General features: G+C 27.9%; 9 protein-coding genes. 7 read left to right on the top strand and 2 right to left on the bottom strand.

Annotated elements, in window-relative coordinates:
* Positions 1–93 precede the first annotated feature (93 nt).
* The 6 genes from AZI32_RS12390 (at position 94) to prfB (ending at position 9,303) form a co-directional block, all read left to right on the top strand.
* Complete coding sequence (locus AZI32_RS12390; protein ID WP_061996144.1) at positions 94–2,307, top strand: ATP-dependent RecD-like DNA helicase; 2,214 nt, start codon at positions 94–96, stop codon at positions 2,305–2,307.
* 20 nt (positions 2,308–2,327) lie between these two features.
* The gene (locus AZI32_RS12385; RefSeq protein WP_061996143.1) at positions 2,328–3,329 is read left to right on the top strand and encodes a hypothetical protein; all 1,002 of its coding nucleotides are present in this window, start codon (positions 2,328–2,330) and stop codon (positions 3,327–3,329) included.
* Positions 3,293–3,970: a ComF family protein gene (locus AZI32_RS12380; RefSeq protein ID WP_061996142.1), complete on the top strand. Its 678-nt coding sequence runs from the start codon at positions 3,293–3,295 to the stop codon at positions 3,968–3,970. The genes AZI32_RS12385 and AZI32_RS12380 overlap by 37 nt, the downstream gene beginning before the upstream one ends.
* Before the next feature lie 551 nt (positions 3,971–4,521).
* Positions 4,522–5,046 carry a ribosome-associated translation inhibitor RaiA gene (gene raiA / locus AZI32_RS12375; RefSeq protein WP_061996141.1) on the top strand — a complete coding sequence of 175 codons (525 nt, stop codon included), beginning with the start codon at positions 4,522–4,524 and terminating at the stop codon, positions 5,044–5,046.
* A gap of 330 nt (positions 5,047–5,376) precedes the next feature.
* The gene (gene secA, locus AZI32_RS12370) at positions 5,377–7,881 is read left to right on the top strand and encodes a preprotein translocase subunit SecA (protein ID WP_061996140.1); all 2,505 of its coding nucleotides are present in this window, start codon (positions 5,377–5,379) and stop codon (positions 7,879–7,881) included.
* Positions 7,882–8,201: 320 nt separating this feature from the next.
* Positions 8,202–9,303 (top strand): peptide chain release factor 2 gene (gene prfB / locus AZI32_RS12365; protein WP_206406637.1). Its coding sequence is split into 2 segments (ribosomal slippage): positions 8,202–8,279 and positions 8,281–9,303, totalling 1,101 coding nucleotides; the frame shifts between segments, so codons are not numbered across the junction.
* 68 nt (positions 9,304–9,371) lie between these two features.
* Here prfB and AZI32_RS12360 read toward each other — a convergent pair.
* Together AZI32_RS12360 and AZI32_RS12355 are read right to left on the bottom strand one after the other, a co-directional pair.
* Positions 9,372–9,674 (bottom strand): hypothetical protein, encoded by a 303-nt coding sequence (locus AZI32_RS12360; protein ID WP_061996139.1) that lies wholly within the window; start codon positions 9,672–9,674, stop codon positions 9,372–9,374.
* A gap of 158 nt (positions 9,675–9,832) precedes the next feature.
* A complete protein-coding gene (locus AZI32_RS12355) occupies positions 9,833–11,203 on the bottom strand; it encodes a M28 family metallopeptidase (RefSeq protein WP_061996138.1) in 1,371 nt (456 codons plus the stop codon).
* A 207-nt stretch (positions 11,204–11,410) separates the two neighbouring features.
* Between AZI32_RS12355 and AZI32_RS12350 the strand changes: the two genes are divergently transcribed.
* A complete protein-coding gene (locus AZI32_RS12350; RefSeq protein ID WP_061996137.1) occupies positions 11,411–13,573 on the top strand; it encodes a Tex family protein in 2,163 nt (720 codons plus the stop codon).
* Positions 13,574–14,034 lie beyond the last annotated feature (461 nt).

The following is a 14,034-nucleotide window of genomic DNA, read 5'->3' as shown; positions in this document are numbered from 1 at the left end:
GAAAGCCTAAACATTTGTCAAGTATATTAATAAATGAGAATAGTATGGCTCTATGATATAATATTCAAAAGAACAATTTTAGGAGAGATTTTTATGTCAGATATAACAGGGATACTAGAGGATATTATTTTTAAAAATGAAGAAAATGGATATACAATAGCTCATTTAAAAGATGGAAAGAAAAGACATACAATAGTCGGTGTAATACCTTATATTAAAGAAGGCGGTCAATATAAAGTTACAGGCGATTGGGTTACACATGAAAAATTTGGTGAGCAAATGAAAGTGATGTCCATTGAAGAAATTTTACCAACTAGTAAACTAGGAATAGAAAAATATTTATCAAGTGGGATTATTTCAGGGGTAGGACCTGTTACTGCAAAAAAAATAGTAGATCATTTTGGAGAAAAGACATTAGAAATATTAGATACAGATATAGATAGACTAAAAGAAATTAATGGCATAGGAAAAAAGAAAATAAAATTAATAATGAAATCATATTCGGCACAAATAGAGATTAGAAATATAATGATATTTTTTCAAACCTATGGAATGACTGCTAACCAATGTATGAAAATTTATAAAAGATTTGGAGGCAGTTCTGTAGCTATTGTGAAAGATAATCCATACATATTAACAGAAGAAATAAATGGAATTGGATTTAAAACGGCAGATAGAATAGCTATGAGCTTAGGCGTGGAGAAAAATTCTATATTTAGAGTGAAAAGTGGAATAAAATATATAATAAATGAATTTTGTTTATTAGGTAACACATACATGCCATTAGAAAAACTTATAAAAAGAGCTATAGATGTTTTGCAAGTAGATGAAGAAAATATTGATTTAGCTATAAGAGAAAATATAATTGAAGGTAAAATTAAAGTAGAAAATATAGACAGTGTTCAGTGTGTATTTACCATTCAATATGCTTATGCTGAAATGGGAGTTACAAAGAAACTTGTTCAATTATGCACTACTAAATATGATGAATTAGAGATTAATTATGATGAAGAAATAGAAAACTTTGAAAATGAGCAGAATATACAGTTAGCTAAATGTCAAAGAGAAGCAATAGAAGGAGCTATGACTAATGGAATAGAGGTTATAACAGGAGGTCCAGGAACAGGGAAAACCACTATAATAAACTGTATAGTAAGTATATTTGAAAAAGCTGGAATGAAGGTTAATATGGCAGCACCAACAGGAAGAGCGGCTAAAAGGATGAGTGAAACTACTTTAAGAGAGGCTAAAACTATACATAGACTTTTAGAGATGGGCGCATCGGAGGAAGAAGAAGAAAGTGAATTATTAACCGACAGAAAGCTAGAATGTGATGTTTTAATAGTTGATGAAGCATCTATGATAGATATAAATTTAATGAATAGCATGATGAATGCTATATTTACAGGCACAAGGTTAATACTAGTTGGTGATGTTGATCAATTACCATCTGTAGGGCCAGGAAACGTTTTAAGAGATATAATTGAAAGTGGTGTTGTTAAAACAGTAAGGTTAAATGAAATATTTAGACAAGGTAAAGAAAGTATGATAACTGTTAATGCCCATTTAATAAATGATGGAAAGATGCCTATACTAAATTCAAAAGGTAGTGATTTTTACTTTATACAATGCGGAGATAGCAAAAATATATTAGAACAAATAATATCCTTAATAAGTACAAGATTGCCTAAATTTAACACTAACTGGGATAAAATGAAGGATATACAAATATTGTCTCCTATGAAAAAAAGCATAGCAGGAGTTGACAATCTAAATAAAGAATTGCAATTAATCTTAAACCCACCAAGTGCTAATAAACCAGAAAAGGAACTCAAAGAAATGGTATTTAGAATTGGAGATAAGGTTATGCAAACAAAAAATAATTATAGTTTAAAATGGACTAAGAAAGAAAAGGTTTTTGATGCAGAATGTACAGGGCTAGGAGTATTTAATGGTGATGTTGGATATGTTTATGATATAAATGAAAATAACAATTTAACAGTTGTTTTTGAAGATGACAAGATTGTTGAATATGATGACATGTATTTAGATGAGTTGGCGTTAGCTTATGCTATAACCATCCACAAAAGCCAGGGAAGTGAGTTCCCAGTAGTTATAATGCCAATGTTTATGGGACCTCCAATGCTTATGAATAGAAATCTTTTATATACTGGAGTTACTAGAGCAAAGCAACTAGTCGTTTTAGTGGGAGATAAAAAAACAGTATCTTTTATGAAAGATAATGATAGAACTTTTGAGAGATACTCAGGTTTGAAGTGGAGAATAAGTGAAATATTTGGAATTTGATAAGGAGATTTATTTAAAATATGATTAAAGGAAAAGAATACGTTATTAAAGAAGTTTTAAAATATGTAAAAAATAATACGGATATAATAAATGTAATTTCTTATTTTTATAATACAGCTACTATATTTTTAGATGCAATAAATTATTGCATAAATAATAATAAATCTGTTTTATATATTGTAAATGAAGAAAAAGAAAATATAGAACTTATAAGTTACCTAGAGAATAATGACTATGTATATTTAGATGAAAAAACTGATGAAGATAGCTGTAAGGTGAACTTTTGTGATTATAATAGGGCATTATATTTAGATGAAAAATATGATTTGGTAATATTTGATGAACTTGGATATATGCCTTTTCAATCTAAAAAAAATATAAAAAATATATTGTCAAAAGCAGTTAAAAGTAGAGGCACAATAATAGCATACTCTATTGAACCTATATTTGATAGAGCTGTATCTATACATTTTCCTTTAAATAAATATAATACTCCCCTTATAGAACCTAGGGTTATTACTACAAAAATAGATATGGAAGAAGATTTGCCACTAGTGGCTTATGAATACATAAGTTGGACAATTGCTACAGAAAAAAAGACAATAATATATGTTCCTAGCAACGATAAGGTTATAAGTGTGTACTTGTATATGGATAAATTAAGAGAAAAGCTAACAAAGGATATATTTTATTTTATAAAAGAAAAAAAGGATAAAACCTCTATAAAAGCATTTCTAAAAAGTAAAACAGGTATATTAATAACCGATGACTATGATGAATTTCATAATGAAAAGCTTGCTGATATAAACATAATGGTATTTTTTGCAGATGATAATAAATTTAATTATAAAAATTTAGTTTATTTAGTTAGTAAAATTGAAAGAGCTAAATCAGTAATGAGGAAAGAAATAATCTTCATTTGTAAAGATGAAAATGAAGATATAGAAAAGGCTAAATCAATAATGAGAAATTTAAATAAGAAAGGTTGGGAAGAGGGATTTATAAGACTTCAAAATATATAATAAATTGTATATTAGACATTATATATCCTAGTGATAATACATGCGTTGTTTGTAAAAATTATGCATTGTCAAATAATTTATGTGCTATATGTAGAAAAGATATAGAAATTATAAATAAACCATTTTATATATATCATGGTGGGGACAAATACAAATGTTACTCTATAGCAGAACATACATTAATAATGAGAGATATTGTTATGAAGCTCAAATATGAAAGTAATTTTACTTGCGGAGAAATATTAGCAAACTATATGAAAAGGTTAATTATAGAAAAAAATATAGAAATAGATGTTATAACTTTCGTACCAATTAGCAGAAAAACTTATAATAAAAGAGGGTACAATCAGGCCAAAGTTATTGCAAAGAAGTTATCAGAAAAGCTTGATATACCTTGTAAACAAATGATAAAGAAAGTTAAGGAAACAAAAGATCAAATAGGGTTAACATCTTGGGAGAGATGGAGAAATGTAGAGGGATGCTTTAAGTTTGTTAAAAGTAGTAATAGTAATTTTGAAAATGTGTTATTAATTGATGATGTAGTGACTACAGGAGCAACCTTAATAAATTGTAGCAAAACTTTAAAAGAAAATGGAATAAAAAAAGTATTTATCTTGACTGGAACAAAAAGTGTAGTATAATATAAAAAGTAAGTTGGGTTTGTGGTTGAAAATCGATGCCAGTCGCAGGCAAAACGATCCACGTAAGTTAAACAAAGTTTTAATGATCATGGTGCGGCTTAGAAGTAAGTCCTGCCGCTAATAAAGCGAGAGAATTAGTAGTGAGAAGTTAACTCTGGGTAGCGAAATCTCCAGCAGGCGAGTGTGGGGGCAAAGACCAGGTCAACCAATTTATGCAAATAAAGCTAATTGCAACATAAGTTGTAATTAGCTTTTCTTTGTTTGTTAATAAAAAATGTATATAAACCAAATAAACAATTAATTTGATAAATTGCATAAATATAAAATAACTCAATTACTTTAATTATATCATAACAATAAAAAAATAGCATATACTAAACAATATAGTAAAGACAAAAAATAATGTGAGAAGAAGTGAAATATCTGTAACAATGTCTAAATATTCAAAAAACTACATTTGATAAATAAAAAAAATAATATTAAAATATAAATACAAAACAAACTTAATAAATAAGCATAATGCTTTTGGCTCGAGAAAGGGGTTGTAGTATATGAATGTTAAATCAATGGGAAAAAACATAGAACTTACAAGTGCTTTAAGAGATGTAGTAGATAAGAAATTATCTAAATTAGATAAATATTTCTCTGAAGAAGTAAACGCAAATGCAACCTTAAGTGTTGAAAAGAATAAAAGTAAAATAGAAGTTACTATACCGTTCAATGGAGTAAGGCTAAGAGCAGAAGAAAAGCATGAAGATATGTATGCTGCTATAGATTTAGTTTTAGATAAATTAGAAAGTCAAATAAGAAAACAAAAAACTAAATTGCAAAAGAGAAATCAAAATGTTGATTTGAATTTTAATAATATCGATGAATACAAATATGAGGATGAGGAACCTAAAATAGTAAAAACTAAGAAATTTGCAATAAAGCCAATGTCAACGGAAGAAGCTATTTTACAAATGGAACTTTTAGGTCATGATTTCTTTGTATTCACTAATAGTCATACATCAATGGCAAATGTTTTATATAAAAGAAAAGATGGTAACTATGGTTTAATAGAACAAGAATTTTAATTAATATAAATATAAAATGATGCGATTTTTCGCATCATTTTTTTGATGAAAAATATTAACTTTAAATACATTTCAAAGAGTGTAAATATCAGTGATTTAAAAGAACTTTTAAAGCTACTAATATCTGTGCTTAAGTTGAATGAATAAAAAATAAGTGGTATAATTTTAAAGTGAAATTTTATACTTATTTTTTAAACAAAGGTGAGATTGAGAAACAATATAATGCGTAAATTTAGAAAGAAAAATTCCAATAATATATAAAAAGCTAGTGGTAAATATTTAATTACCTACAGGTACAAAATTTAATGGATGAAAGAGTGAGGAAAAGGTATGAAACTTTTTAATAAAATTTTTGGATCTTATAGTGAGAGGGAAATAAAACGTATAATGCCAATCGTGAAAAAAATAAATGATTTAGAACCATCGATTTCAGCATTATCAGATGAAGAATTAAGACATAAGACTGAAGAATTTAAAATGAGATTAAAAGACGGAGAAACATTAGACGACTTACTACCAGAAGCTGGAGCAGTTGTAAGAGAAGCGTCTAAAAGAGTTCTTGGACTTAGACATTATGATGTTCAATTAGTAGGTGGAATTGTACTTCATCAAGGTAGAATTTCAGAGATGAGAACAGGAGAAGGTAAGACATTAGTAGCTACATTACCATCTTATTTAAATGCCTTAACAGGAAAAGGAGTACATGTAATTACAGTTAATGATTACCTAGCAAAAAGAGATAGAGATGAAATGGGTAAAGTTCATGAATTTTTAGGATTAACAGTAGGTGTTATAATACATGGCCAAAGTCAGACTGAAAAACAAGAACAATATGGCGCAGATATAACTTATGGTACAAATAATGAATTTGGATTTGATTATTTAAGAGATAACATGGTTATATATAAAGAAGAAAAAGTTCAAAGAGGACTAAACTATGTTATAGTGGATGAGGTTGACTCAATATTAATAGATGAGGCTAGAACACCACTTATTATCTCCGGTGAAGGTGAGAAATCTACTGAATTTTATAAAGTTGCAGACTTCTTTGTAAAGTCATTAAAAGAAGAAGAAGATTATGAAAGAGATGAAAAAGCTAACTCTGTTATTTTAACTGATGAAGGTGTGGAAAAAGCAGAGAAGTACTTCCATTTAGAAAACTATGCAGATCAAGATAATATGGCAATTCAACATCATGTTGTTCAAGCGTTAAAAGCTAACTATATGATGAAAAATGAAAAAGACTATATAGTTAAAGATGGAGAAGTTGTAATAGTTGACAGCTTTACAGGAAGACTTATGGAAGGTAGAAGATATAGTGATGGTCTTCACCAAGCTATAGAAGCTAAAGAAGGAGTAAAAGTAGAAAAAGAATCAAAAACTTTAGCTACAATAACATTCCAAAACTACTTTAGAATGTATAAAAAATTAGCTGGTATGACAGGTACTGCCTTAACAGAAGAAGGCGAATTTAGAGAGATTTATGGTTTAGACGTTATAGTAATACCAACAAATAAACCAATTAAAAGAGTAGATAGACCAGATTCAGTTTATAAAACTGTCCTTGGAAAATATAAAGCAATAGTAGAAGATATATCAGAAACTAACAAAAAAGGTCAGCCTGTGCTTGTTGGTACTGTAAGTATCGAAAACTCAGAAATATTATCACATATGCTTAAGAAAAAAGGTGTAAAACACCAAGTGTTAAATGCTAAGTATCATGAAAAAGAAGCAGAAATAGTTGCTCAAGCAGGTCAAAGTGGCATGGTTACAATAGCAACAAATATGGCTGGTCGTGGTACTGATATAAAATTAGGTGAAGGTGTAATAGAACTTGGTGGATTAAAGATAATTGGTACTGAAAGACATGAATCTAGACGTATAGATAACCAATTAAGAGGTCGTGCTGGTCGTCAAGGTGACCCAGGTGAATCAAGATTCTATATCTCATTAGAAGATGATTTAATGAGAATATTTGGATCAGAAAGATTAGCATCAGTAGTTGAGAAATTAGGATTAACAGATGAGGATGCAATAGAAAGTAAAATGGTTAGTAATGCAATAGAAAGTGCTCAAAAGAAAGTTGAAGGAAATAACTTTGATATAAGAAAAAATGTTGTTAAATATGACGATGTTATGAACAAACAAAGAGAAATTATATACTCTCAAAGAGAGCGTGTTTTAACAGGTGAAGATTTAAAAGAGCAAATACAATCTATGATTGAGGATGTAATAACTCAAGCTGTAAATTCTCATATAAGTGGAGTAGAAGATACTTTTGATGAGGAACTTAAAACTCTTATAAGCTATATGGAAGAACTGTTTGTTGAAAAAGGACAATTTACTTTTGAACAATTAGAAAAAGAATCTAATGATGAAATAATTAAAGCTTATTTAGAGTATGCAACTAAAATATATACAGAGAAAGAAGAAACTTTTGGCAATGAGCAAATGAGAGAGATAGAAAGAGTTATTCTTTTAAAAGTTGTTGACTCTAAATGGATGGATCATATAGATAATATGGAACATCTAAAACAAGGTATAGGTTTAAGAGCGTATAAACAACAGGATCCAGCACAAGCGTATCAAATGGAAGGTAGTGATATGTTTGATGAAATGATCGAAGTTATAAAAGTAGAAACTGTTAAATATCTATTCCATGTAAGAATTGAAAAAGCTCCAGAAAGAGAAAAGGTGGCTAAAGAAACAGCAACAAATGCTGATGAATCATTAGCAAAACAACCTGTAAGAAAAAAAGTAGAACCTCAAAGAAATGATCCATGTCCATGTGGATCAGGAGCAAAATATAAAAATTGCTGTGGTAGAGGAAAATAAAACAATATAATTTTAAAATTAAGGCATGGTAAGAGAAAATAATGAATCAGAAATAGATTTTAAGTTGTTCTTTTAACATGCCTTAGGCATATGAAAAAATAAGAGATGAAAAATGTTAGAAATATAGGGAAACAAGCTCCAACTTAAATTTATACATCAACTATTAACTATTCACTCTTAACTCTTAACTAAAATAATCTGTTATTTATTAATAAAATATTAATTTGAGTTTTATTATTTGATATAAGTTTAAAATTTAATTTGGAACCCTATATTTAATTATGCGTTATACTAAAAAATTGATGAAAGAAGTGAAAAAGTTGTTATTATATTTAGAAGAAATATCAAATGAAATAAATATCTTAAAAAAAGATTTACAAGAATTGAGTGTTTCACTTTGACCTTGCTAATTTAAAATTAAAACTTAGTGAATTAGAGATGAAAATGCAGGAGTCAACATTTTGGGATGATGTAAATAAGGCTCAAGAAATTACTCAACAATCTAAAAATATAAATGATAAAATAGAAAAATTCAAATCGCTTAATTTAAGGGTAGAGGATTTAGAAATTTTAACAGAACTGAGTTTAGAGGAAGAAAATGATGAATCTTATAAAGAAATAAAAAAAGAATTAAAAGAGCTTCGAGTTATAATTGATGATTTGAAAATAGAAACTCTTTTAAGTGGAGAGTATGATAGAAATAATGCTATAGTAACCCTTCATACTGGTGCAGGAGGAAATGATGCACAAGACTGGACTGAAATGCTTTATAGGATGTATACAAGGTATTGTGAGGGTAAAGGCTTTAAATTAGAAGTAATGGATTATATACCAGCAGATGAAGCAGGCATAAAAGGTGTAACATTAAAAGTAACTGGTGAATATGCTTATGGTTATTTAAAAGCAGAAAAAGGGGTTCATAGATTAGTAAGAATATCTCCTTTTAATGCAAATGGTAAAAGGCAAACATCTTTTGCTGGTTGTGAAGTATTACCAGAACTTACAGAAAGTCAAGATATAGATATAAAATCTGATGATTTGAAAATTGATACATTTAGGGCTAGTGGTGCTGGTGGTCAGCATGTAAATAAAACAGAATCGGCTATAAGAATAACTCATATACCAACTGGCATTGTTGTTCAATGTCAAAGCGAGAGAAGTCAGCATACAAATAAAGACTACGCTCTTAAAATGTTAAAATCAAAATTAGTTAATTTAAAAGAACAGGCACATAAAGAAAAAATAGAAGATTTAGCTGGTGAAATAAAAGATAATGGTTGGGGTAGCCAGATAAGATCCTATGTATTTCATCCATATAGTCTAGTTAAAGACCATAGAACAGGAACGGAAACTGCAAATGTAGATTCTGTTATGGATGGTAATATAGAGCAATTTATTACAGAGTATTTAAAAACTTTATAAGATAAACCATAAAAAGGATTATTGCAAAACTAACTTATAAAAGTTAATTGAGCAGTAGTCCTTATTTATTATAGGTAAAAATAATATATATTTAATACAAGTACAATTATTCCGGGGATTTGAATAATTATGAATGCTATATTGATAATTTTGCATAAAGCAACTTTTTTTAAATCTTCATTGTTTAATTTAATTGTTTTCTTTAATTTATTTGTTGTTGATAGACCTAATATATTAATAATAAGTAATATAGCATAGAGTATAGTTATTAAAGCATCTTTTTTGGGACTATCTAAGGTAAAAGTTGATATAAATGCTACTATTGAGAAAAGAATAACTGAAACTATTGGAAAGAGTACTAGTTTTTTCATAAAGCTCTCCTTAAAATTAAGTTTTATTTTTATATATTATAATAAATATATAGTAGAACTTAAAAAATAAAAAGGTTATGTAGAAAAAATAAATTATATTAATTTAGTATAAATTTAAATATAAAAATAATGGTGACTTTTAAAAATCACCATTGTTTTTATTTGGACACATGTTTATATTCCCAAAATAAAAGAAGTAAGAAGGTAGTAGAAGTACACAAAGATGATATGAAGATTATAGTATTATATTTAATAAAAGGATTACTAAAGTAATTACCACAAAGTTCTTTTGAAATAACAGAAAAGGCTCTGTCAATAGCTTTTTTATTAATAAACTCTACTTTATCATTTGGTGTATGAATCCTAGATAAATCATTATCTATAAGTGTTACTGCACTAATGTCATTTTTTCTAAAAATCATATGATCACTAGAATCTTCAAAGATATAATTGAAATACACATTTTTATCTTCAAGAATTTGAGACAAATCATGGATTAAGGAAGTGTCCTTAGTGTCTTCCTTTCCACCCATTACACATAAAGGGATACCATCAAAACTTCCAATCATATCAAAATTATATACAGTACTATTCTTTAATTGATTTTTATTGTTATTAAAAAAATAAGTGGAACCTACACATCCAAACTCTTCTCCATTAAAAGCTGCGAAAATAATATCTCTAGAAGGTGTTCCTAAAGATTTTATGTAATGGGCAAGCTCCAATACAAAAGAAGAACCAGAAGCATTGTCTAAAGCTCCATAATATACATTTCCAATAGAATCTGTTCCAACATGGTCAAAATGACAAGAAATTACTATAGGATCTATAGAAGAATTTTTCCCTTTAATATAACCAAGAACATTATTTACAGTGGTATCTGAATTAGAAAATGGAATTTTAGCGTTAACAATACTACCATTCTCAATAGATGTAATTAATTTGTTTAAACCGTCTTTAGTCATATAAATGGATAGACCATAATTGAAATTACTAAAAAAAGAACTTCTAAAAGAAAAGGATTCATCATTTATAGCATAAAAGAGAACATAATCCTCTTTATGTTTAACAAGTAAATAGGAATCAGTCTTTTGAGCTACATCTGATGATGAAAAGGTAATATCATTTATTCTAAAATTAGTTCCATCATCTTTATAATCTACACCATAGTTAAAACTTTCTATTATATTTTTGCTATTAGAATCTATAATGTTTAGTTCAGGATTAAAATTTAATTTTTTAGGATATTGAATAGAAAAACTTTCAGTATAAGATTCTTTATAAGGTAGTAGACCTAAATCTTTAAAATTATCTAGTATATAAGTTTCTGCTAATTTATTTTCTGTAGTTCCACAAAGTCGTCCTTTTAATGTATCACTTGCAAGATAATTTATATGCTCTACAACTCGGTTAGAGGAAAAATTATTTATTTTAAAATAAAATGTAATTGACAATACTGTTATAAATATTGATATAACAGTCAAACTTATAAGTAATATGTTTTTTTTGTTTTTAAAAATCATTGGCATAACAATCTCCTTAAAAATATAAAATTATTTAATTTGCAAAGGATTTTATGGTAGAATTACTATGGAAACTTAAGGAAAATAATTTCATAATAAAATAATATGCATTAAAAATGTAAATATGATATGGAATAACAAGTTGAAAAGTTAAATTAAACATAAAATTTAATTTGTAGTCAACTTGGAACACTATATTTATAGGAGGATAAAATGGAAAATATAAAAAATAGATTAATGAAAGAATTTGCACTTTCAAATGAACAAGTAAACAATGTAATTGAAATGCTAGATGAAGGAAATACAGTGCCTTTTATAGCTAGGTATAGAAAAGAAAGAACTGGTGGAATTGACGATATAGTTTTAAGAGATTTTTCTGAGAGATTAACTTATCTTAGAAACCTTGAAGATAGAAAAATAGATGTTATAAGACTTATAGAAGAACAAGGAAAACTTACAGAAGAAATTAAGATATCTCTTGAAAAAGCTACAACATTAACAGAGATAGAAGATATATATAGACCTTATAAACCTAAAAAAAGAACAAGAGCAACAATAGCGGTAGAGAAAGGATTAACACCACTAGCAGAAGTAATATTTGATGGAAGTTTCAATAGTGATATAAATGAATATGCATCACAGTTCTTAAATGAAGAAAAAGGAGTAAAATCCATTGATGAAGCATTTCAAGGTGCAATGGATATTATAAGTGAAAAAATATCTGATATGGCAGAATACAGAAAGTATATAAGAACATTAATTTTTAAAGAAGGATATATAGAAACTAAAGGTGATTCAAAAGAGCCTACGCCATACGAAATGTATTATGATTATAAGGAAGAGGTTAAGAAAATACCATCTCATAGGATTTTAGCTATAAATAGAGGTGAAAAAGAAAAAATTCTTTCAGTTAAAATCACTTGTGAGGTAGATAAAATAATTGCCTACTTAAAAAATAAAACATTAAAAGGAAATGGTAGAACAGATTCATATATAGAAAAATCTGTAGAAGATAGTTTAAAAAGATTAATTTATCCATCAATAGAAAGAGAAATAAGAGGAGATTTAACAGATAAAGGAGAAGTAGGTGCTATTGACATATTTAAAGCAAACCTAAAGGCATTATTAATGATATCACCTATAAAAGGTAAAACTGTAATGGGATTTGATCCAGGGTTCAGGACTGGTTGCAAAATTGCTATATTAGATGAAACAGGAAAGTTTTTAGAAAACACAGCAGTTTTTGCTACAGCAGGTAGCAAAGAAAAGGTTAAAGAATCTATAAACACATTAAAGGACTTATGCATAAAACATGATGTAGATGTTATTTCTTTAGGTAATGGAACAGCTAGTAGAGAATCAGAAGAAGTTTTAGCTGAAGTGATAAAGGCTGTTAAATCAGAAATAGGAAAAGATATATATTATGTTGTAGTTTCAGAAGCAGGAGCATCAGTTTATTCGGCATCAAAACTTGCAACAGAAGAATATCCAGAGTTAGATGTAACTGTTAGAGGTGCTATATCTATAGGACGAAGATTGCAAGACCCTTTAGCTGAACTTGTTAAAATAGACCCTAAATCAATAGGGGTAGGTCAATATCAACATGATGTTACTCCTAAAAAGTTGGATGAGTCATTAAAAGGAGTAGTAGAAGACTGTGTAAATAATGTAGGGGTAGATTTAAATGTAGCTACACCATCATTATTATCATATATATCAGGGGTTAATGGAACTATAGCTAAGAATATAGTTTCATATAGAGAGGAAAATGGTAAGTTTACAACTAGAAAGGAACTCTTAAAAGTAAAAAGATTAGGAGCTAAAGCTTTTGAACAATGTGCAGGATTTTTAAGAGTTATGGAAAGCAGTGAGCCATTAGACAATACTTCAGTTCACCCTGAAAGTTATAATGCATGTAAAAAACTTCTAGACATATTAAATTACTCTAAGGAAGATATAAAAAAAGGTAATTTATTAGATATAGACTCTAAAGTAAAAGATTTATGTGAAGTTAAATTAGCAGAGGAAATAGGAGTTGGAGTTCCAACATTACAAGATATAATAAAAGAAATAAAAAAACCAGGAAGAGATCCAAGAGAAGAACTACCAAAACCTATATTTAAAAGTGGTGTAGTAGAAATGAGAGATTTAAAACCAGGAATGCTTTTAATGGGAACAGTTAGGAATGTATCAGATTTTGGTGCTTTTGTAGATATAGGGGTTCATCAAGATGGATTAGTGCATATAAGTCAATTAAGTGATAAGTTTGTAAAACATCCATTAGATGTTGTAAAAGTAGGGGATATTGTAGAAGTTAGTATTTTGGAAGTAGATGAGAAAAGAAAAAGGATTTCACTTTCTATGAAAAAAAGCTAATTTCAAATTTAAAGATAGGCATATAAATATGTCTATTTTTATTTTATATGTAAAGACTTTTAATTGATGAAGATATAAATTAAAAATTTAATTTATATCTTTAAATATAGGGTTCCAAGTTTACTTTTAAAATTATCCATTCCAAAACTTGGATACCCCAAATAGTGAGACATGCTCAGAATCACTTAAAATTCAACACTGTATCTTGTGTGAAAATATTTTAAATTTATTCATCAAATTTTTGTTATCAGTTGAGAAAAATAAGTGCAAATATATTTAGTTAAGAATTATGAATTATGAATTTAGGATGAAAGTGGCAACCACTTTCTAAAAATGATTTTAAAAAATCTATCAATATAATTTGCTTTGCAAATTTATAAAAAGGTACGTTGAGAATTACTAGGAACGAAGTGAGTAGCAATAACCACAACTGTTCACTATTCACTCTTAACTTTTAACTA

It is taken from the genome of Clostridium sp. ATCC 25772, assembly GCF_001573875.1.
GTDB classification, from domain to species: Bacteria; Bacillota; Clostridia; order Clostridiales; family Clostridiaceae; genus Clostridium_J; species Clostridium_J senegalense.
Note: the sequence above shows the minus strand (reverse complement) of the source record. Positions and strands in the feature narration are given on the sequence as shown.